Below are 20,466 nucleotides of genomic sequence, written 5' to 3'. Positions count from 1 at the left end.
CGGTTCCGCAGGCGGGTCCAGGCGGCTGGCGAGAAACTGCAAAGACGGCGGCCGCTCGCATAGCCTGCTCTGCCGCCTTTGGATGTCAGATCCGACCTTCCTCGACGCCGTGGCAGGCCACGGTGATGCCCTCGATCTTCTGCATCAACGGCCGCTCGGCTTTGCACCGGTCATTGGCGTGCGGGCAGCGCGGGTGAAAGGTGCAGCCGGTCGGCGGGTTCAAGGGGTTCGGCACTTCACCCTGCACCGGCGTGCGGGCACGACCGGTGTCGTGCATCTTCGGAATCGCATCGAGCAGCATGCGCGTGTAGGGGTGGCGCGGCGTGGCGAACAAGGTCTGCTTGTCGGCCAGTTCGACCAGGCGGCCCAGGTACATCACGCCCACTTCGTCACTGACGTGGCGCACCACGGCCAGGTTGTGCGAGATGAAGAGGTAGGTCAGCCCGCGCGCACGCTGCAGGTTCTTCATGATGTTCAGCACCTGCGCCTGCACGCTCACGTCGAGCGCCGAGGTCGGCTCGTCGCACACCAGAAAGTCGGGCTGCGTGGCCAGCGCGCGGGCGATCGAGATGCGCTGGCGCTGCCCGCCGGAAAACTGGTGCGGGTACTTGACCATGTCCAGTGGCGACAGGCCGACGGACTGCAGCAACTCGCCCACGCGCTCGCGCCGGGCAATGCGGGTATCGATCAGGCCGTGCTCCTGGAGCGGCTCGGCAATGATGTCCTCCACCACCCAGCGCGGGTTCAGGCTGGCGTACGGGTCCTGAAAGATCATCTGGATGCGCCGGCGCAGCGCGGCGCCACTGCTGCCGGCCCGGCCTTCGGAGGCCTTGAACGCGGCCTGCGCGTCTTGCCCGTCAAAGGTCAGGCCGCCGCGCGTGGGCGCGTACAGGCCGACCAGCAACCGGGCGACGGTGCTCTTGCCGCATCCTGATTCGCCGACCAGGGCCAGCGTCTTGCCTTTCTCGATGGAGAAGCTGACGCCGTCCACGGCATGCAGCAGCAGGCGCGGCTTGCGCTCGATGACGCGGTTCAGCCACGGCGGCGAGACATCGAATGTCTTCGCCAGGTCGTGCGCCTGGACCAGGGGCGCGACTGCGCTGGCCGTGCTCATCGCTCACCCCCCGCATGCAGCCAGCAGGCGGCCCTGCTCGCACCGGCCTGCAGCAGATCGGGCCGCTCTTTCGTGCACCGGTCGAACACCTTGGGGCAGCGCGGGTTGAACGCGCAGCCAGGCGGGATGGCGTTCAACCGTGGCATGGAGCCGTCGATCTGGTTCAGCATGTCGCGGTCCATGGTGATGTCCGGGATGGCGGCCATCAGGCCCTCGGAATACGGGTGGGCAGGTTGGTTGATGACGCTGTGCACCGGGCCGATTTCGGCAATGCGCCCGGCATACATCACGGCGACGCGGTCGCAGGTCTCGGCGATCACGCCCATGTCGTGCGTGATCAGCATGACGGCGGCGCCGTGCTGCTGGCACACGCGCTTGAGCAGGCTGATGATCTGCGCCTGGATCGACACGTCCAGCGCCGTGGTGGGCTCGTCGGCGACGATCAGCTTGGGCTCGGCCGCAAGGGCCAGCGCGATCACCACACGCTGGCGCATGCCGCCGGAGAACTGGTGCGGGTAGTGGTCGATGCGCTGCTCGGCCGCGGGGATGCCGGTGTCCTGCAGCAAACCGATGGCGCGCTTGCGGGCCTCGGCGGCGTCCACCGGCAGGTGCGTCTGGATGGTCTCGATCAGCTGCCGGCCCACGGAATACAGCGGGTTCAGCGAGGTCAGCGGGTCCTGGAAGATGGCGCCGATGCGCCGACCGCGGATGCGCCGCATGGCGTCGTGGTCCAGGTTGTCGATGCGCTGGCCTTCCAGCAGGATCTGCCCGCTGGCGACACGGCCAGGCGGCTCCAGCAGGCCGATGATGGACGCGCCCGTCAGCGACTTGCCCGCGCCGGATTCGCCCACCACGCCCAGGATCTCGCCCGGCGCGATGGAAAAGGAAATGTCGTCCAGCGCACGCAGCGTGCCGTGCCGGCTGGGGAATTCGACGACGAGGTTTCGGACTTCTAGCAGGGACATATCGGGTGCTGGCTCGTGGCTGGCATGGCTGACGTGGGGGAAGAGTCAGCGCAGACGGGGGTTCAGCGCATCGCGCAGCCAGTCGCCCAGCAGGTTCACGCTGAGCGCGATCAGCACCAGCATCAGGCCGGGAAAGAGGGTGATCCACCACTCGCCCGAGAACAGGTAGTCGTTGCCGACGCGGATCAGCGTGCCCAGCGAGGGCGAGGTCGGCGGCGCGCCCACACCCAGGAACGACAGCGTGGCCTCGGTGATGATGGCGGTTGCGACCTGGATGGTGGCCAGCACCATGACCGGGCCCAGCACGTTGGGCAGCACGTGGCGCCGCATGATGCGCATGGGCGAGACGCCGGTCACGCGGGCGGCCTGCACGTATTCCTTGTTGCGCTCGACCAGCGTGGAGCCGCGCACGGTGCGTGCGTACTGCACCCAGCCGGTCAGCGAGATGGAGATGATCAGCACGCCGAAGGCCAGCCCCTCGTGCGCGTTCGGGAACATGGCCCGGCCAACGCCGGCGATCAGCAGCGCCACCAGGATGGCGGGGAACGACAGCATGACGTCGCACAGCCGCATCAGCGCGCTGTCGACCCAGCCGCCGCGAAAGCCGGCCAGCAACCCCATGCTGACGCCCACCACCAGCGACAGCAGCACCGAGGCCAGGCCCACCACCAGCGAAATGCGCGCGCCATACATCAGCGCCGAGAGGATGTCGCGGCCCTGGTCGTCCGTGCCCAGCGGGTACTTCATCGTGCCCTCGGCCTGCCAGGCCGGCGGCAGGCGGGCGTCGCTCAGTTCCAGCGTGGTCAGGTCGAACGGGTTGTGCGGCGCAACCCAGCCCGCAAAGAACGCGCAGAACACGCACACCAGCGCCACGGCCCCGGCCAGGATCGCCGTCGGCGAGTGCCGAAAGCTGTGGCCGACATCGCTGTTCCAGGCGCGCCGGAACCAGCCGCCGCTCGCTGCCTGTGTCATTTGCCGACCCGGATGTACTTCCACGGCATGCCGTTGTCCGGCCACTGCACGACGGTGATGTTGTCCTTGACGGCCCAGTTCACGGTCTGCTGGTGCAGCGGAATGTGGCCAACGTCATCCTGGTGCATCTTCATGGCCTCATGGATCAACGCCATGCGCTTGGTGTCGTCGATTTCGGAGCCGATCTTGTCCGTCAGCTCATCCAGCTTGGGGTTGCTGTACGCGCCTAGATTGAACAGGCCACGACCGCCCTCGCCCGGCGTGCCCATGATCGGGAACAGCACGTTGTGCACGTCCACCGTGCTGGCTGTCCAGCCCAGCATGTAGAAGCTGGTGTCGCGGCGCAAGATCTTGGGGAAGTAGGCGACCTTGCTCTCGGCTTCCAGATTGATCTTCACGCCGATGCGCGACAGGTTGGCCGCGACGGCCTGGCAGATCTCGCCGTCGTTCACGTAGCGGTCGTTCGGGCAGTTCATCTTGAGCTCGAACCCATTGGGGTAGCCCGCGTCAGCCATCAGTTTCTTGGCGGCTTCCTGGTCGAACGGCAGACGCTTGGCCAGGTCGGGCGCGAAACCACGCACCTGCGGCGGGATCATCAGGCCGACGGGAATGGCCGAGTTGCGCATCACGCGCGAGCGGATGGTCTCGATGTCGATGGCCTGGTAGAAGGCCTGGCGTACGCGCTTGTCCTTGAACGGGTTCTTGCCCTTCACACTGGAGAACAGCAGCTCGTCGCGCTTCTGGTCCATGCCCAGGAAGACGATGCGCAGTTCGGGCCCCTGCAGCACCTTCAACTTGGGGTCGCGCTTGATGCGCTCGATGTCCTGCACGGGCAAGGGCTCCATGACGTCGGCCTCGCCGGACAGCAGGGCCGCCACACGCGTGGCATCGTTGCCAACGACGTTGAAGATCACCTCGTCGACATTGCCCTCGACCTGGCCCCAGTAGTTGGGGCTGCGCGTGAACACGGTGCGGATGTTGGGCTGGCGCTCACGCGCGCGGAAAGGGCCGGTGCCGTTGGTACGGAACGACGCCGCGTTCTCGATGCCCTTGCGCCGGTCCACCGGTCGCGTGGCCTGGTTTTCCTCGCACCACTTCTTGCTCATGATGTACCAGTTGGTGAACAGGTCGGGCAGGATCGGGAAGGGCTGCGTGGTGATGATGTCGATGGTGTGCGCATCGATCTTGTTGATCTGCTTGATCTGGCCCACGTAACTTCTGATGTCCGAGCCCTCACCGCGCGCCCGCTCGTAGCTGAAGACGACGTCATCGGCCGTGAAGGGCGTGCCGTCGTGGAATTGCACGTTCTTGCGCAGGTCGAAGCGCCACACCGTGGGCCCGGTCTGCTTCCAGGCCGTGGCCAGCCCAGGCGCGAGCTTGAAATCCTTGCCACGGGTGACCAGGGGCTCGTAGACATTGCCGGTCACGGTCAGCTGCAACGATTCCTGCAGCGAATGCGGGTCCAGTGACAAGGCGTCGCCCTGGTTGGCAATCCGCACGGTGACGGCTTGCGCCGGCAGCATCGCAGCCATCAGCGCGGTCAGCGCCAAGGTGCTCAGCGTGGTCATGGGTTTCATTGAGAAGACTCCTTGAAGGTGGGCAGATCAGTGAGGCAGGGGGTCGTCGAGCACCATGCCTTGTTCGACCAAGCCCGCGTGCAGGGCGGCGCCGAGAGGCAAGATGTCGTCGTTGAAGTCGTAGCGGCTGTTGTGCAACGCGCAGCCGTCCGGGCCGGCCTGGCCAATGCGCAGGTAGGCGCCAGGCCGGGCCTGCAGCATGAACGAAAAATCTTCGGCACCCATGCTCGGGTCCATGGCGCGGTCCAGCCGCTCCGCGCCCACCAGTCGCTCTGCCACATCGCCTGCAAAGCGGGCCTCTGCGCGGCTGTTGAGCGTGGCGGGGTAGATACGCTCGAAGCGCACGGTGGCGCTGGCGCCGAAGCCCTGGGCCACAGCCGTGCACAGCTCGGTCAGCCGGCGCTCGACCAGTGCCTGCACGCCAGCGTCGAAGCTGCGGACCGTGCCGACCAGGGTCGCCTCGCCGGGCACAACGCTCATGGCGCCCAGGTCACCGGCGTGGATGGCGCACAGGCTGACGACCGCAGCGTCGATCGGCCGCACATTGCGCGACACGATGCTCTGCGCCGCCGTGATGATGTGGGCCGCGACCAGCACCGGGTCGACGGTCTGGTAGGCGTGGGCGCCGTGGCCGCCCTTCCCGGTGATCTGGATCGTGACGCGGTCGGCGGCGGCCATCATCGCGCCATCGTTCAAGCCGATGTGGCCGACCGGCATGCCAGGCCAGTTGTGCATGGCGTAGACCGCATCGACGGGAAAGCGCTCGAACAGACCGTCTTCCAGCATGACGCGGGCGCCAGCGAAACCCTCTTCACCAGGTTGAAAGACGAGAACGGCCGTGCCGTCGAAGCGGCGCGTCTCGGCCAGGTAGCGCGCCGCGCCCACCAGCATGGCGGTGTGGCCGTCATGACCGCAGCCGTGCATCAACCCGCTGCGCACCGAGCGCCAGTCGCGCTCGCTCTGCTCGGTCATCGGCAACGCATCCATATCGGCGCGCAGTCCGATCATGCGGCCGCTGGCCGTGCTGCGGCCGCGGACCACACCCACGACGCCGGTCTTGGCGATGCCGGTGTGCACCTCGTCGACGCCGCACAGCCGCAGCGCATCGGCCACACGGGCCGAGGTGTAGTACTCCTCGAAGCCGAGTTCGGGGTGGGCATGCAGATCGCGGCGCAGCGCGGTCAGTTCGGGGTGGAACTGCGCGATGTGGCCGAACGCCCGGCCACCGGCGCGCAAGGCAGGTGCCACCATCAATGGCCGCTCCCGCCGCCCAGGCGCAGGCGCGGGTCGACTGCAAAGTACAGCAGGTCCACCACCAGATTGATGGTGACGAAGATCAGCGCGATCAGGCACAGGTACGCGGCCATGACCGGAATGTCGGCGAAGGTCACGGCCTGGATGAACAGCAGGCCCATGCCGGGCCACTGAAACACTGTCTCGGTGATGATGGAAAACGCGATCAGCGTGCCCAGCTGCAGGCCCGTGATGGTGATCACCGGCACCAGCGTGTTCTTCAGCGCATGGCCGAAATGGATGGCGCGGTCCGACAGGCCGCGCGCCCGGGCGAACTTGATGTAGTCGGTGCGCAGCACTTCCAGCATTTCCGCACGCACCAGCCGCATGATCAGCGTCAGCTGGAAGATCGCCAGCGTGACGGCGGGCAGCACGATGTGGTGCCAGCCCTTGAGCGTCAGCAGCCCGGTGCTCCACCAGCCGAGCTGGATCGTCTCGCCGCGCCCGAAGCTGGGGAACCAGCCGAGCCAGACCGCGAACACCAGGATCAGCAAGATGCCGATCAGGAACGTCGGCAGCGACACGCCCAGCAACGACAACGTCATCAGCACCTGGCTCAGGAAGCGGCCCCGGCGCAGCGCCGCGTATACGCCGGCCGGCACGCCCAGCAGCAACGCGATCAGCGCCGCCACCAGGGCCAGTTCCAGCGTTGCGGGGAAGCGCTCCGCGATCAGCCGCGAAACCTTGGCGCCCTGCCGCAGCGACAGGCCGAACTCGCCCTGCGCTGCGTTGTAGAGAAAGTGCCAGAACTGCACGAAGAACGGCTTGTCCAGGCCGAGCGCTTCGCGCAGCTCGCGAATCTGCTCGGGCAAGGCGTCCTGTCCGAGCAGGAAGACGACCGGGTCGCCCACGTATTGGAACAACAGGAACGCGATGAAGGCCACAGCCACCATGACGACCACGGCCTGCAGCAGCCGGCGAAGAATGAAAGCGAACATGCGTGATCAGGTTACCGGTGGCCGAAGAAGAAATGCCGGCGGGCGGCGGGTCATGGCCCGCCGCAGTTCAAGCGCTAGTTGACCTTGATGAGGCGCCAGTCCAACCGGTTGTCGGCGCGGTGCGTGACCTCGATGTTGCTCTTCATCGCCCAGGGGATGACCTGGTTGTACAACGGCAGGTAGGCCACATCCTCGTGCGCCACGATCAGCGCTTTTTCGATCAGCTCGTTGCGCACCTTGAGGTCGGTCTCGACCTTCATGCGTTCAATCAGCGCATCGACCTGCGGGTTCGAATAGCGGCCTACGTTGTAGTTGCCGTCCCCGCCGGCACCCACCGAGCGCAGCAGCGATTGCAGGCTGTACAACGCATCGAAGGTCGGCACGCCCCAGCCCAGCATGTAGATGCTGGCCTCATAGCGCTGGATCATGGGGAAATAGGTCACCAGCGGCAAGGTCCGCAGCTTGGCCTTGACGCCGATGCGCGACCACATGGCGGTGACGGCCTGGCACACCGCTTCATCGTTGATGTAGCGGTTGTTGGGGCAGGCGAAATCGACCTCGAAGCCCTGCGGATAGCCAGCGTCGGTGAGCAGCTTCTGCGCGGCCTGCACGTCGTAGGGCCAGCGTGCATCGGCCCGCTTGGTCCAGCCGTTGACCTGCGGAGAGATCATCGTGCCGGTGGACTGCGCCAGGCCGCGCATGGTCACGCGCTGAATCGCGGCGATGTCGATCGATTGGTACAACGCCTTGCGCACGCGGGCGTCTTTCAAGGGGTTCTTGCCTTTGACGCTGGAGCCAGGCAGTTCGTCGCGGTGCTGGTCCATACCGAGGAAGATGGTGCGGTTCTCGGCGCCGTCCATGACCTTCACCGCAGGGTTGCTGCGCAGCCGCGCCAGATCCTGCGGGCTCGGGTCCAGCACGAAGTCGGTCTCGCCCGACAGCAGCGCGGCCAGACGCGTCGGCGGCGACTTGATCGGCGTGTAGACGATCTCGGTCACGTTGGTGGGGTTCTTGCCCCAGTAATTCGGGTTGGCCACCAGCACCAGGCGCTGGTCAGGCTGCCATTCCTTGACGGTGTAGGGGCCAGTGCCCATCGCGTTGCGGTGGGCGAAGGTTTCTTCCTGGGTCTTGATGTCCTTGGGCGCGACCGAGTTGTTCTTCTCGGCCCAAGCCTTGCTCATGATCCGCAGCTCGGTCATCTGGTTGACCAGCGTCGGCGTGGGTGCCTTGAGCATGATGTCGACCGTGTTGGCATCGACCTTCACCACCTTGTCGATGCCTTCGGCGAACACCGCGTAGTTGGAGGTCTTGGCCATCGCACGGGTGAGCGAAAACACCACGTCATCGGCGGTGAACGGCGAGCCATCGCTGAACTTCACGCCCTGGCGCAGCGAGAACCGCATCTGCTTGGGGTTCAGCAACTTCCATTCGGTGGCCAGCTGCGCCTCGGGCTTGAAAGTCTTGCTGTTGTAGTAGACCAGCGCGTCGTAGATGGAGGCGTGGACGCCATTGCCCAGCGCGTTGTTCTGCGAGTGGATGTCCAACGTTGGAATGTCGCTGGCACTCGACCATTTGAAGGTCTTGGCCTGCGCCACCGGTCCCAGAGCCACCAGTGCCAGCGCACTTGCACACATCACCACGATCTTTCGCATATAGGCCAGCTCCAAAAAAATAAAAGACATTCCACTATGCAACAAGCACGCCAAGCGGAGCAGCCGGATTATCCCCATGCGGGGACGCGCGGAAACCGGACGCTATGCACGCTCGTGCATCAGGGCTGCGCCACCCGTCGGGGCCACCACTCCAGCGGGCCGTACCAGGCCTGCGCCCGGGTGCGGGTGTTGTCCGAGTCGGTCATGATGCCGACCGCCAGCAGTGCGCCGGGTTCTTCGCCAAAGGCCTGCACGAAATCGGCCCGCACATCACGGGTGTAGTCGCGCCACCGGCCGAGGTCTTGTGCACCAGATTCGACCACCAGCTTGCGGATGCGGTCGGTGCGCGGGTTCACGATCACGCTGCCCGCAGGGCGCTGGTTGCACCACACGTACATCAGCGTGGCGTAGGGCATGTCTTCGCCGGTCAGCATGCGGGCCATCTCGGAGAGCATCGCGTTCTTGGAGGAGAAGCGGCTGCGGTCGCCTTCAAAGGCCAGCACCACGCGCACCGGCGCATCGTCTGCATCGCGCTGCGCCATATCGGCCCCGGGAATCAGCGCGGGCACTTTCCACGAGAAGCGCAGCTGCTGCAGGTCGGCGGGCTCGACCCGCATCGGTTTGCGCAGCATGCTGGCCGACGAGACGGCTGTGACGGCCATTGCGTCACGACCGTCCAGCCGCATCGGCACAAACTCGGTTCTGCGCTTGCCCGGCAGCGGCATGTGCTGCCAGGGGCGCCCATCCACCTGGGCCAGCGACGCCAGCGCCCATGCAGGCCGGTCGATCTCTACAACGGCGGGCGGCTCTGGTGATTCCGTGGAATCGGCTTCGTGCGCTACACCGGGAATGCGCACGCCCATGCAGGCCGGCAGCAGGGAACAGGCCAGCACGGCCAGGCCAGGACGAAACCACATCGACATCGCTCCAGACAATGAAAAAAAGCCGCCGGTCTTGCGACACGGCGGCTTTTGACGTTGCATTCTCAGGCTGCCGTGACGGCAGCCGTGGAATTAGAACGTGTGGACAACGCCCAGGCCGACGGCGTAGGGGTTGGAAGGACGCAGCACGTTGGCGACGGCAACTGCGTCTTGACCCGTGGTCTTGACGAAGTCAGCGTACAGACGGGTGCGCTTGGACAGAGCGTAGTTGGCGAACACTTCAACAGCAGCGATGTTGGCTGCGGTGTTGCGAGCGTACTGAACGCCGAGGTTGGCAGCGCCCAGGGGAGCGACAGCGCTCAGCGTCCAGCCGTTACCACCAGCGCCGCGGCCGGTGCCTTGGGCGATCGTGTTGTAGCCGTCCACACCCGTCGTTTCACGACGGTTGTAGGTTGCACCCAGCTTGACCACAGTCAGGTTGTAGCTTGCGCCAACCGCGTAAGCGGTGCGCTCGCCAGCCTTGGACTTCGTTTCGCCCAACGCGCTGATGGACAGCGGGCCGTTTGCGAACGTAGCACCCAGGGTGTACTGGGCCTTGGTTGCGCCGCCGGAAACGCTGGCAGCGCCAACTTCCTGGTCACCCTTGGCCGTGAAGCCAGCGCGCATCGTGAAGCCGCCGAAGTTCGGGGTCACGTACTGCACTTGGCTGCTGCGACGCGAAGAACCGTACCAGGTCACGGCGCTGATGCCAGCGCGGTCCAGAGCGGAGGAGTAGGAGGTGCCGTTGAAGTCATACGCGCCCATCACCTTGGCAGCAACGGAGGACGAACGACCGAATTGGATCGCACCCCAGCCGGCGCCTTCCAGGCCAACCCAGGCTTCGCGGCTGAAATTCACGTTGGTGGAACCCGAAGACAGGTTCAGGCCGCCAGACTGCAGGTTGAAGTTGGCCTTCAAGCCGCCGCCCAGGTCTTCCACGCCGCGGAAACCGATGACCGAGGTGCTGTTGAAGCCGTCACCGCCGTCGCCGTAGCCTTCGCCGTTGTTCATGCCCCACTTCTGGCTCTTCACCTTACCGAAACCGATGTCCAGCACGCCGTACAGGGTGACAGACGACTGAGCCATCGCGGCGCCGGAAGCAGCCAGCACGGCCAGGGCGATCAAACTTTTTTTCATTGCGAGATTCTCCAAGGTTAAACATAGGGCTCCGGCTTGAAGAGACCTAGGAGTGCGCGTGCACTTTTTTTGATCTCGCCAGGAACCCGGGCCAACCTCCTGTTCGGAAGTTGGGCTTATTGCACCAGAGCACATGCGCTTAGGCAAAGAAAAACAGCCAAAGCTTTCTTCTCCGTTGTGACCAAGCAACAAACCGAAGAGCCAACCGAAGACCACGAGCCGGCGCTGGCCTCTCAGTCACAGCGTTTGCCAAACCTATACTGACCGCTTGCGCAGCCCACCAAACCCCATGGACACACTGCTCCGTTCTGCCGATTCCGCCTTGCGAACCTTGTTCGCGACGCCCCGCGCCAGCCGCACCTGCCCCACGCTGCCAGAGGGGAAAAGCGAACTGACCCCTTCGGACAAGCGACTGTCAGGCGCGCTCATGCGTGTGAACCATGTCGGCGAAGTTTGCGCACAAGCACTGTATGCAGGTCAGGCATTGGTGACCCGCGATGTGGCGCTGAGGGCCCAGCTCGAAGCCGCCAGTCGCGAGGAGACGGACCATCTGGCATGGACGGCCGAGCGTCTGGAAGAACTCGGAAGCCGCCCTTCCCTGCTCAATCCCTTGTGGTACGCGGGGGCGTTTGCGCTCGGCGTGGTGGCGGGCCGCATCAGCGACCGCGTCAGCCTGGGTTTCGTCGTCGAAACCGAGATGCAGGTGGCCGAACATCTGCAAAGCCATCTGGACCGGCTGCCAGCGCAGGATCAGGCATCGCGCGCGATCGTGGCGCAGATGCGCGACGATGAATTGCGCCATGCCGGCGATGCGCAGGCTGCAGGCGCCTTGCAACTGCCTGCACCGGCGCGCCGGTTGATGCGCATCGCCGCCAAGGTGATGACCACCACGGCGCACCACATCTGAGCGGGCCGCTGGCGCCGGCTCCGTTCAGGCGTTCTGCAGTTCGAAGCTCGTGGTGATGTCCGCTGTCTTGCCCAGCATGATGGTGGCCGAGCAGTATTTGTCGTGGCTCATCGCGATGGCACGTTCGACCGCAGCCGCAGGCGCACTGCCCACCACAGTGAAGTGCATGTGGATCTTGGTGAAGACCTTGGGGTCGGTTTCGGCCCGTTCTGATGTCAGTTTGACGGAGCAGCCGCGCACGTCGTGCCGGCCGCGTTTCAGGATCAGTACCACGTCATAGGCCGTGCAGCCGCCGGCGCCTGCGAGCAGGGTCTCCATGGGCCGGGGCGCGAGGTTACGTCCACCGTTCTCGGGTTTGGCGGCGTCTGGCGCACCGTCCATCGCAATCACATGGCCACTGCCCGTCTCGGCGATGAAGCCCATGCCCGAATGGGTGCCAGCGGCCCCCGTCCAACTCACTGTGCATTCCATTCCATCCACTCCCTGTTTATCAACTTCACTTTAGCGCCGTGAATAACGCTAATAGTTCACACAATTCGCGCCCGGCTTTCGACAAGCATGCTGCAACGCACAAAAAAGCTCGCTACACTTTGGCCATCGCATCGCAGTTCGATGCACCGCTTGTCTCCTCCACCCTCCGAAAAGGTGGATTCAGCCCCGAATCGCAAGGTTCGGGGCTTTTTTCTTGCCCGCGCAGCGACGTGAGACCAGCGCGGCCGCAGCGCTCTATATGATTCCGCGCTCGTTTCACCGCCCTGCAGCGCGCCCTGCGCAGCCTTTGCCATGCCTTCCAAACCCGCCGCCACACCGCTTGCGGCCAAGCGTCTGACTCCCGCCGATTATCTGAAGAAAATCCTGACCGCCCGTGTGTACGACGTGGCGGTGGAATCGGCACTGGAGCCCGCGCGCAACCTCAGCCAGCGCCTGCACAACCAAGTGCTGCTCAAGCGCGAAGATCAGCAACCGGTCTTCAGCTTCAAGCTGCGCGGCGCCTACAACAAGATGGCGCATCTGACGCCGGCCCAGCTGAAAAAGGGCGTGATCTGCGCCTCCGCCGGCAACCATGCCCAGGGCGTGGCCATGAGCGCGCGCAAGCTGGGCAGCCGCGCCGTGATCGTGATGCCCACGACCACGCCGCAGCTGAAGATCGACGCCGTGCGCGGCCTGGGCGGCGAGGTCGTGTTGCATGGCGACAGCTATTCCGACGCCTACCAGCACGCCGTCGCGCTGGAAAAGAAGCAAGGCCTGACCTTCGTTCACCCCTTCGACGATCCCGATGTGATCGCCGGCCAGGGCACGATCGCGATGGAGATCCTGCGCCAGCTGCAGGGCCTGGGCTCGCACCACCTGGATGCGGTGTTCGTGGCCATCGGCGGGGGTGGCCTGATCTCCGGCGTGGCCAACTACATCAAGGCCGTGCGGCCGGAGATCAAGGTCATCGGCGTGCAGATGAACGACTCCGATGCCATGGTCCAGTCGGTTGCTGCCGGCAAGCGCGTGACCTTGGACGACGTCGGCCTGTTCTCCGACGGCACCGCCGTCAAGCTGGTCGGCACGGAAACCTTCCGTATCGCGCGCGACCTGGTGGACGACTACATCACCGTCGACACCGATGCCGTGTGCGCCGCGATCAAGGACGTGTTTGTCGACACGCGCAGCATCGTCGAGCCGGCCGGCGCGCTGGCGGTGGCGGCGATCAAGCAGTACGTGGCCACGCACAAGACGCGGGGCGAGACCTACGCGGCAATCCTCTGCGGCGCCAACATGAACTTCGACCGCCTGCGCTTCGTGGCCGAGCGCGCCGAGGTCGGCGAAGAGCGCGAGGCCTTGCTGGCTGTGACCATTCCAGAAGAGCGCGGCAGCTTCCGGCGCTTCTGCGAAGTCGTGGGCAAGCTGCCTGGCGGGCCGCGCAACGTGACGGCATTCAACTACCGCATCAGCGACGCGGCCCAGGCCCATGTGTTCGTGGGCCTGACCACGCACGGCGCCGGTGAATCGACCAAGCTGGCGGCGCGCTTCGTGCGCAGCGGCTTTCAGGCGATCGACCTCACGCACGACGAATTGGCCAAGGACCATGTGCGCCACATGGTGGGCGGCCGCTCTGCGCTGGCGCGCGAAGAGCGACTGCTGCGCTTCGTATTCCCCGAACGCCCGGGCGCGCTGCTGAAGTTCCTGAACCTGATGCGGCCGAACTGGAACATCAGCCTGTTCCACTACCGCAACCAGGGCGCCGACTACGGCCGCATCCTGGTCGGCCTGCAGGTTCCGGCGTCAGACGACAAGGCCTTCAAACACTTCCTCAACGAACTGGCGTATCCCTACGTCGAGGAAACTGCCAACCCCGTGTACCGCCTGTTCCTGCAGAACTGAAGCCGCATGCAGGGCGTGCGCCATTTCCTGCTCGCGCTGCAGTTTTTCACCCGTGTACCGGTGACGGGGCGGCTGGCTGTGTGGGTGGGCTACAGCCCCACCATGTTGCGCGCGTCGGCAGCGCACTTTCCCGGCATTGGCTGGATCGCGGCGATCATGGCGATGGGCGTCATGGCGCTTGCATGGCACCTGCTGCCTGCCGGGCCGTTCACACCGCTGGCGGCGGCGGTGTTCGGCACCATCGCCACGGTGCTGTTGACCGGCGGCTTTCACGAAGACGGGCTGGCCGACGTGGCCGATGGATTGGGCGGCAGCCTGGACCGCAGCCGCGCGCTGGACATCATGAAGGACTCGCGCGTCGGCGCCTTCGGGGCCATGGCGCTGGTGCTGGCCCTGCTGGCCAAGGTGTCGCTGCTGGCCATTTTGGGCGCGGCGGGACTGGCGCCGCTGCTGGCTGCGACCCTGGGGGCGCATGTGCTGTCGCGCTGGCTGCCACTGGTGTTGCCGCTGCTGCTGCCGCATGTGGGCGACACCGCCACCTCCAAAAGCAAGCCGCTGGCTGACCGGGTGTCTTCGCGCGCACTGTGCAGGGCCGCGCTGTGGTGCATGCCGGCGCTGGGCGCCGTGGCGTGGGTGCAAGGCGCGGTGTTCGTCCTGCTCGCAAGCCTGGCCAGCGCGCTGGCCATGGCGTGGATGTTCCGCTGGTTCCGCCAACGGCTGCAGGGCTTCACCGGCGACTGCCTGGGGGCGACGCAGCAGGTGGCGGAAATCGCCTTCTATCTGGGCGCCGCCATGGCGCTCGGACGGGCCTGATGCGGCTGTGGCTGGTGCGCCATGCGGCGGTGCCGCAGGCAGCCGGTGTCTGCTACGGCGCAAGTGACCTGCCTGCCGACCCGGCCGGTACGGCGGCCGCTGCTGCACGTCTGGCGCAGGCTTTGCCCGACGCAGTCCAGGTCGTCTGCTCGCCGCTGCAGCGCTGCACCGCGCTGGCCACGCAGCTCGCGATGCAACGGCCCGCGCTGCGGGCACACACCGACCCGCGTCTGGCCGAAATGGACTTCGGCACCTGGGAGGGCCAACTCTGGGAGGCCATCGGCGAGCCCGCACTCAGCGCCTGGACGGCCGACTTTCGCCACCACCGACCCGGCGGCGGCGAGTCGCTCGCAGAGCTCATGGCGCGTGTCGAGGGCGCATGGCGCGACGCGATGGCGTTGGGGGTCGATCGTGTGTGGATCACGCATGCCGGCGTCATCCGGGCCGCGCAACTGTTGGCCGATGGGCGCGGCGACATCACGCGCGCAGACCAGTGGCCTGCGCAACCCGTGCCGTTCGGCGAATGGGCGGTGCAGGCGCTGGCGGCGCCTACTGGCCGATGAGGGGCGGCAGTTCCAGCTGCAGCGGCGCCTGTGCATCCGCCTGTGTGGCCAGCACCGCACGGCGCGGCCCCACCGAGGTCAGCCGCACACCGGGCTCGATCTCGGTGCCGACGCGGTAGGGCTTGGGCGGCTGACCGTTGATGGCGATCAGCGCGGCGCCGCCTTGGCGCCGGTCGGCCACCACACCCGTCAGCACATAGCGGCTCGGCCCGGGCGCCACGGCGGCCACCATCTGCGGCGTGGCACCCAGCACACGGGCCACGGCCATGGCATCGAGCGCCGGCGCCGTGGCACTGGCCACCGGGGCGCCGGCAGCCGCGTTCGAAGGGCCCAGCAGGCGCAGCGCCCAATAGGCCACGCTGGCAGCCGCCAGTGCCCAGACCAGCATGGTCAGGCCGCGCACGGCCCAGGGGCTTGCAGAACGGGAGGAAGTCGGGGCAGCGGCCTTGCGAAACATGTGCGGATTATCATGGAACGCTTCGCCCAAGCGGTGTCCAACTCCCCCATGAACTCTTTGCCCTCCCTGCGCCGTCGTGCGCGCCAAGCCGGCTTCACGCTGATCGAACTGATGGTGGTGATGGTCATCATTGGCGTGCTGGCCGCGCTGATCGTCCCCAACGTGCTGGACCGCGCCGACGACGCGCGCGGTACCGCCGCCAAGACCGACGTCAACAACCTGATGCAGGCCTTGCGCCTGTACCGGCTGGACAACCAGCGCTACCCGACCGCCGAGCAAGGCCTGCAGGCGCTGCTGGTCAAGCCCACCACCAACCCGGTCCCGCCGAACTGGAAGACCTACCTCGATAAGCTGCCCAACGACCCATGGGGCCGTCCCTACCAGTACCTGAACCCGGGCATCAAGGGCGAGATCGACGTCATGTCCTTCGGCGCCGATGGCCAATCCGGAGGCGAGGGCAGGGATGCGGACATCGGAAGCTGGCAGTAGATCGGCAGGCTTCACGCTGCTGGAGCTGATGGTGGTCGTGGCCATCATCGCCATGGCCAGCGCCGGCGTGGGCTTCGCGTTGCGAGACACCGCCAGCAGCACGCTGGAGCGCGAGGCCCAGCGGCTGGCGGCGCTCTTCGAGGCGGCGCGTGCCCAGTCGCGCGCCAGCGGCGTGCCGGTGCGCTGGCGCGCGTTGGAGGGCGGCTTCGTCTTCGAAGGCGCACGCCCGGGCACCTTGCCCGAACACTGGCTCAGCCGCGACACCGTGGTGGCCGCGCGCGCCGTGGTCGTGCTGGGGCCCGAGCCCATCATCGGCGCGCAGGAGCTGGTGCTGCGCGCCGCCACACAGCCGCAGTTTGCATTGCGCGTCGCCACGGACGGCGTGAGGCCGTTCTCCGTGCGGCAGTGGGTACCGTGAGCGGCCGCCGGCCACCACGGCTGCACGTAAGGGCCCGCACCGCAGGCGCCGCCAGTTCGATGCGCCAGGCCAGGCACAGGCCCGCACGCGGCAACGCAGCGCGCGCCGACAGCTGCGGCTTCACGCTGGTCGAGGTGCTGGTGGCGCTGGCCATCGTCGCCATTGCCCTGCTGGCCGGCGTGCAGGCCACCAACGCATTGACCACCAACGCCGGCCGCCAGTCCGACGTGCTGTTGGCGCACCTGTGTGCCGAGAACGAACTGGCCGGCATGCGCCTGTCGCGCAGCATGCCCGGCATCGGCGACAACGAGCTGCCTTGCGAACAGGCCGGCCGCCAGTTCACGGTACGCCTGTCGGTGCGGTCCACGCCCAATCCCAGCTTTCGCCGGGTCGATGCCCAGGTGCTGGAATCGGGCCGGCCGGTGCTGCGCATCGCCACCGTGGTGGGGCGCTGGTGATGCGCGGCGCGCGTGGTTTCACGCTGGTCGAGCTGCTGCTGGCACTGGCCGTCATGGCCACGCTGGCCGTGCTCAGCTGGCGCGGCCTGGACGGCATGACGCGCGCGCAGGCGCTGACGCAGGCCCACACCGACCAGGTGCTCACACTGCAGGCCGGCCTGGCCCAATGGGGCGCCGACCTGGACGCAATGATCGAACCGAGAGAACTGGCGAGCCCGCTCGACTGGGACGGCCGGGCACTGCGCATCGTGCGCGTGGGCAGCGACGCTGGCCTGAGCGGCCCGCAGGTCGTGGCCTGGACACGCCGTGACACTGCCGAGGGCGGCCGATGGCTGCGTTGGCAATCGCCCGTGTTGCCCAACCGCACCGCGCTGCTGCAGGCTTGGGAGCGCGCCGCACTGTGGGCCCAGAACCCGGGCACGGAGGAGATGCGCCGCGAGGTCGCCGTCGCGCCGCTGACCGATTGGCGCATCTTCTACTACCGCAACAACGCCTGGAGCAACCCCTTGTCCAGCGCCGAGGTGCCGGTGCGCAACGGCACCGACTCACAGCTGCCCAGCGGCGTGCGCCTGATTCTGGAGCTGCCGGCTGGCCAGGCGGTGGCCGGCACGCTGGTGCGCGACTGGGTTCGTCCCACCGTCGGGGGCAACAAGTCGTGAGACCTCTGTACCTTGCCCGGCGTGAACGTGGCGCCGCCCTGCTGATGGCCATGCTGACAGTGACGCTGGTCGCCACGTTCGCGGCCACTGCGCTGTGGCAGCAGTGGCGGGCAGTCGAGGTCGAAACAGCAGAACGCGCGCGGGCGCAATCCTCCTGGGTGCTGGTCGGTGCGCTGGACTGGGCCCGGCTGATCCTGCGCCAGGACGCCATGCCCGGCAGCGGAAACGCTTCCGGCGCTGGGGTCGACCACCTGGGCGAGCCCTGGGCCGTGCCGTTGCAGGAGACGCGGATGTCCACCTTTCTGGCCGCCGACAAGGGCGTTTCCCAAGGCGACACCGAGGACCTGCCGGAGGTCTTCCTGTCGGGCCGCATCGTCGACCTGCAGTCACGCCTGAACGTCACCAGCCTGGTCAGCGACAACGGCGAGGCGGTGCCGGCCGTGCAGCAGGCCTTCGCGCGGCTGTTCGAGTTGCTGAACCTGCCGCAGGCTGAGCTGCAGCGCCTGACCGAAGGACAGCGCCTGGCGCGCACGGACGCGGCCTTGGGCGACACCGAGGCGCCGCTGCTGCCCCAGCGCTTCGACCAGCTGGCCTGGCTCGGGCTGTCTGCCGGCACGCTGCAGGCCCTGGCGCCGCATGTCACCGTGCTGCCCACGCGCACCGCCGTCAACCTGAACACCGCCAGCGCCGAAGTGATCGCCGCCAGCGTGCCGGAGGCCGACCTGGCCGGCGCGCAACGCCTGGTGGCCGGCCGCGCCAACAGCCATCTGCGCAGCACCGACGATGCCGTGAAGCTGCTGGGGCTGGAGACGCCGCTGGAGGGGGCCGACTTCAGCGTGAACTCCAGCTACTTCGAGGTACACGGCCGTTTGCGCCTGGAAGGCCGCATCGTCAACGAACGCTCGCTGGTTCACCGCGTGGGCACCGTGGTCACCACGCTGTGGCGCGAACGCACCGCCGGAGAACTGCTGCAATGACCCTCAGGCCGGCCGTTTTTTCCCGTCACATCGCGTCTCTACAATCGCCCACCGAATGAGCACACTGATCGTCGTCTTGCCCCTGGCCGCCCCTGGCGCGGCCACGCCGCTGGAGTACGTCCTCAGCCCTGATCGCCGCACCGTCACGGCCCATGACCGGGCTGTCGCGGCACTGTTGCCAGCGGCACGCGAGACCGTCGCACTGGTGCCGGCCCAGGCCTTGTCCTGGCACCGGGTCGAATTGCCCAAGGGCACGCTCACGCGCGGCTCCGCTGGCACGCCGCGCCTGCGTGCGCTTCTGGAAGGTCTGCTCGAAGACCGCTTGCTCGATGACCCGGCAGACCTGCACTTCGCACTCGAGCCCGATGCGCGAGCGCAAGGACCGGTGTGGGTCGCCACCTGCGAGCGCGCCTGGCTGCGCGATGCGCTGGCCCTGCTGGAAGCCGCGCGCCGCCCCGCCACGCGCGTGGTGCCCGAACTCGCGCCCGGCACCGAACAACTGCAGATCATGGGCACGCCCGAGGCCCCGTTGCTGGGCTACAGCGGTGCCCAGGGCGTGGGCGTGTTGCCGCTGTCCGGGCCTGCGCTGGAATGGGCGCTGGCGCAGAGCGCTGCACCGGACGAGATCCAGGTCAGCGCCGAGCCGGCGCTGGCCGAACAGGCCGAACAGCTGGGCGCTCGCCAGGTCGTTCTGCGCAGCAGCACCGAGCGCTGGCTGCAGGCCGGTGCCGGTCTGTGGGATCTGGCGCAGTTCGATCTGTCCAGCTCCGACCGCCGCCGGGCCATGCAGCGCACCACGCGCAAGGCCGTGGCGCTGGTGCGCGCACCCGAATGGCGGGCTGCACGCTGGGGCCTGGGCGTGCTGGCTGCGGCCCACCTGGTCGGCGTCAACGCCTGGGCCTGGAAAGAATCCGACGCGCTGGCCGACAAACGCGCCGCCGTGCGCAACACGCTGACCAGCAGCTTCCCCGGCGTGAAGGTGGTGGTCGACGCGCCGGTGCAGATGGAACGCGAACTGGCCCTGCTGCGCCAGTCCGCCGGTGCCTACGCGCCGCGTGACCTGGAAGCCCAGCTCGGCGCACTGGGTGCGGCGCTGCCGCCCGGCCTGTCGGCACAGGGCGTGGAATTCAACGCGGGCGAAACACGGCTGCGCGGCCTGGCCCTGGCGCCGGACGGCGCCGGCCAACTCAACGAGACGCTGCGCAGGCACGGCGTGCAGGCGCGCGCCGAGGGCGAGCGCTGGGTGCTGCGCGCCGCGCCGCCGGGGGCAGCGCCATGAATGCCGCCGAATGGCGTGCCGCGCTGATCACCCGCTGGAACCTGCTGGCCGCGCGTGAGCGGGCGCTGGTCGGTATGGCGGCGGCCCTGCTCGCCGTGGCGCTGCTGTGGTGGGTGCTGCTCGGCCCGGCGCTGGCCACGCTGCGCGGTGCCGAAACGCAACACCAGGCGCTCGACGCCCAACTGCAGACCATGCGCAGCCTGCAGGCCGAGGCCATGGCGCTGCAGAACCAGCCCAAGATCTCCTACGACGAGTCGCTGCGCGCGCTGGAAGCGTCGGTGCGCCAGCGGCTGGGCAGCACCGCGCAGCTCAGCGTGGCTGGCGAACGCGCCACCTTGAACCTGAAAGGCGCCAGCCCTGAGGCCCTGGCCCGCTGGCTGACGCAGGCGCGGGTGAATGCCCGCGCGCTGCCGGCCGAGGCCCGCCTGACCCGCACGCCTGCCAGCGGCCCCACGGCGCCAGAGCGCTGGGACGGCTCGCTGGTGCTGACGCTGCCGGCACGCTGACC

General features: G+C 67.3%; 22 protein-coding genes. 11 read left to right on the top strand and 11 right to left on the bottom strand.

Annotation, left to right across the window (positions count from 1 at the left end; translation table 11 throughout):
• Window positions 1-85: 85 nt before the first annotated feature.
• The 9 genes from AC099J_RS04730 to AC099J_RS04690 all read right to left on the bottom strand — a co-directional run bounded on the left by AC099J_RS04730 (window position 86) and on the right by AC099J_RS04690 (window position 10,556).
• Window positions 86-1,114, bottom strand: coding sequence for an ABC transporter ATP-binding protein (locus AC099J_RS04730; RefSeq protein ID WP_479614065.1), 1,029 nt, complete (start codon window positions 1,112-1,114; stop codon window positions 86-88).
• On the bottom strand, window positions 1,111-2,079 hold the full coding sequence (locus AC099J_RS04725) for an ABC transporter ATP-binding protein (RefSeq protein ID WP_479614064.1): 969 nt from the start codon (window positions 2,077-2,079) through the stop codon (window positions 1,111-1,113). The genes AC099J_RS04730 and AC099J_RS04725 overlap by 4 nt, the downstream gene beginning before the upstream one ends.
• Before the next feature lie 45 nt (window positions 2,080-2,124).
• Window positions 2,125-3,051, bottom strand: coding sequence for an ABC transporter permease (locus AC099J_RS04720; RefSeq protein ID WP_479614063.1), 927 nt, complete (start codon window positions 3,049-3,051; stop codon window positions 2,125-2,127).
• Window positions 3,048-4,628 carry an ABC transporter substrate-binding protein gene (locus tag AC099J_RS04715; RefSeq protein WP_479614062.1) on the bottom strand — a complete coding sequence of 527 codons (1,581 nt, stop codon included), beginning with the start codon at window positions 4,626-4,628 and terminating at the stop codon, window positions 3,048-3,050. The genes AC099J_RS04720 and AC099J_RS04715 overlap by 4 nt, the downstream gene beginning before the upstream one ends.
• Window positions 4,629-4,655: 27 nt before the next feature.
• Window positions 4,656-5,879, bottom strand: coding sequence for a M20 aminoacylase family protein (locus tag AC099J_RS04710; RefSeq protein WP_479614061.1), 1,224 nt, complete (start codon window positions 5,877-5,879; stop codon window positions 4,656-4,658).
• Window positions 5,879-6,859: an ABC transporter permease gene (locus AC099J_RS04705; protein WP_479614060.1), complete on the bottom strand. Its 981-nt coding sequence runs from the start codon at window positions 6,857-6,859 to the stop codon at window positions 5,879-5,881. The genes AC099J_RS04710 and AC099J_RS04705 overlap by 1 nt, the downstream gene beginning before the upstream one ends.
• 74 nt (window positions 6,860-6,933) lie before the next feature.
• A complete protein-coding gene (locus AC099J_RS04700; RefSeq protein ID WP_479614059.1) occupies window positions 6,934-8,511 on the bottom strand; it encodes an ABC transporter substrate-binding protein in 1,578 nt (525 codons plus the stop codon).
• A 119-nt stretch (window positions 8,512-8,630) separates the two neighbouring features.
• The gene (locus AC099J_RS04695) at window positions 8,631-9,428 is read right to left on the bottom strand and encodes a DUF3047 domain-containing protein (protein WP_479614058.1); all 798 of its coding nucleotides are present in this window, start codon (window positions 9,426-9,428) and stop codon (window positions 8,631-8,633) included.
• A gap of 96 nt (window positions 9,429-9,524) precedes the next feature.
• Window positions 9,525-10,556, bottom strand: a complete 1,032-nt coding sequence (locus tag AC099J_RS04690) for a porin (protein ID WP_479614057.1) — start codon at window positions 10,554-10,556, stop codon at window positions 9,525-9,527.
• A 301-nt stretch (window positions 10,557-10,857) separates the two neighbouring features.
• On the opposite strand from AC099J_RS04690, the gene coq7 reads away from it, so the two are divergent.
• Entirely contained in the window at window positions 10,858-11,475 is a 618-nt protein-coding gene (gene coq7 / locus AC099J_RS04685) for a 2-polyprenyl-3-methyl-6-methoxy-1,4-benzoquinone monooxygenase (RefSeq protein ID WP_479614056.1), read from the top strand.
• A gap of 24 nt (window positions 11,476-11,499) precedes the next feature.
• Here the strand turns inward: coq7 and AC099J_RS04680 are convergent, their stop codons facing one another.
• Window positions 11,500-11,946, bottom strand: coding sequence for an OsmC family protein (locus tag AC099J_RS04680; protein ID WP_479614055.1), 447 nt, complete (start codon window positions 11,944-11,946; stop codon window positions 11,500-11,502).
• 312 nt (window positions 11,947-12,258) lie between these two features.
• Here AC099J_RS04680 and ilvA point away from each other — a divergent pair, with 312 nt between their 5' ends.
• Genes ilvA through AC099J_RS04665 form a run of 3 tightly spaced genes read left to right on the top strand, consistent with a single transcriptional unit; the run spans window position 12,259 to window position 15,221 of the window.
• Complete coding sequence (ilvA, locus tag AC099J_RS04675; RefSeq protein WP_479614054.1) at window positions 12,259-13,845, top strand: threonine ammonia-lyase, biosynthetic; 1,587 nt, start codon at window positions 12,259-12,261, stop codon at window positions 13,843-13,845.
• A 6-nt stretch (window positions 13,846-13,851) separates the two neighbouring features.
• A complete protein-coding gene (locus tag AC099J_RS04670) occupies window positions 13,852-14,658 on the top strand; it encodes an adenosylcobinamide-GDP ribazoletransferase (protein WP_479614053.1) in 807 nt (268 codons plus the stop codon).
• Window positions 14,658-15,221 (top strand): histidine phosphatase family protein, encoded by a 564-nt coding sequence (locus AC099J_RS04665; RefSeq protein WP_479614052.1) that lies wholly within the window; start codon window positions 14,658-14,660, stop codon window positions 15,219-15,221. The genes AC099J_RS04670 and AC099J_RS04665 overlap by 1 nt, the downstream gene beginning before the upstream one ends.
• Here AC099J_RS04665 and AC099J_RS04660 read toward each other — a convergent pair.
• The gene (locus tag AC099J_RS04660; protein ID WP_479614051.1) at window positions 15,208-15,678 is read right to left on the bottom strand and encodes a type II secretion system protein N; all 471 of its coding nucleotides are present in this window, start codon (window positions 15,676-15,678) and stop codon (window positions 15,208-15,210) included. The two genes, AC099J_RS04665 and AC099J_RS04660, sit on opposite strands and share 14 nt — an antisense overlap.
• Window positions 15,679-15,726: 48 nt before the next feature.
• Between AC099J_RS04660 and gspG the strand changes: the two genes are divergently transcribed.
• Genes gspG through gspM form a run of 7 tightly spaced genes read left to right on the top strand, consistent with a single transcriptional unit; the run spans window position 15,727 to window position 20,464 of the window.
• Complete coding sequence (gspG, locus tag AC099J_RS04655) at window positions 15,727-16,167, top strand: type II secretion system major pseudopilin GspG (protein ID WP_479614050.1); 441 nt, start codon at window positions 15,727-15,729, stop codon at window positions 16,165-16,167.
• Window positions 16,142-16,585 carry a type II secretion system protein gene (locus tag AC099J_RS04650; RefSeq protein WP_479614049.1) on the top strand — a complete coding sequence of 148 codons (444 nt, stop codon included), beginning with the start codon at window positions 16,142-16,144 and terminating at the stop codon, window positions 16,583-16,585. The genes gspG and AC099J_RS04650 overlap by 26 nt, the downstream gene beginning before the upstream one ends.
• Window positions 16,586-16,644: 59 nt before the next feature.
• Window positions 16,645-17,043, top strand: a complete 399-nt coding sequence (gene gspI / locus AC099J_RS04645; protein ID WP_479614048.1) for a type II secretion system minor pseudopilin GspI — start codon at window positions 16,645-16,647, stop codon at window positions 17,041-17,043.
• Complete coding sequence (locus AC099J_RS04640; RefSeq protein WP_479614047.1) at window positions 17,043-17,702, top strand: PulJ/GspJ family protein; 660 nt, start codon at window positions 17,043-17,045, stop codon at window positions 17,700-17,702. The genes gspI and AC099J_RS04640 overlap by 1 nt, the downstream gene beginning before the upstream one ends.
• Window positions 17,699-18,679, top strand: a complete 981-nt coding sequence (gene gspK, locus AC099J_RS04635; protein WP_479614046.1) for a type II secretion system minor pseudopilin GspK — start codon at window positions 17,699-17,701, stop codon at window positions 18,677-18,679. The genes AC099J_RS04640 and gspK overlap by 4 nt, the downstream gene beginning before the upstream one ends.
• A 55-nt stretch (window positions 18,680-18,734) precedes the next feature.
• Window positions 18,735-19,958, top strand: coding sequence for a type II secretion system protein GspL (gene gspL, locus AC099J_RS04630; RefSeq protein WP_479614045.1), 1,224 nt, complete (start codon window positions 18,735-18,737; stop codon window positions 19,956-19,958).
• Window positions 19,955-20,464 (top strand): type II secretion system protein GspM, encoded by a 510-nt coding sequence (gene gspM / locus AC099J_RS04625; RefSeq protein WP_479614044.1) that lies wholly within the window; start codon window positions 19,955-19,957, stop codon window positions 20,462-20,464. Before gspL ends, gspM begins: the two co-directional genes overlap by 4 nt.
• The last annotated feature ends 2 nt before the right edge of the window (window positions 20,465-20,466 follow it).

The organism is Rhodoferax sp. RT4P68, from assembly GCF_056521305.1.
The sequence above is the reverse complement of the archived record's forward strand: the minus strand, read 5'-3'. Positions and strand labels throughout refer to the sequence as shown.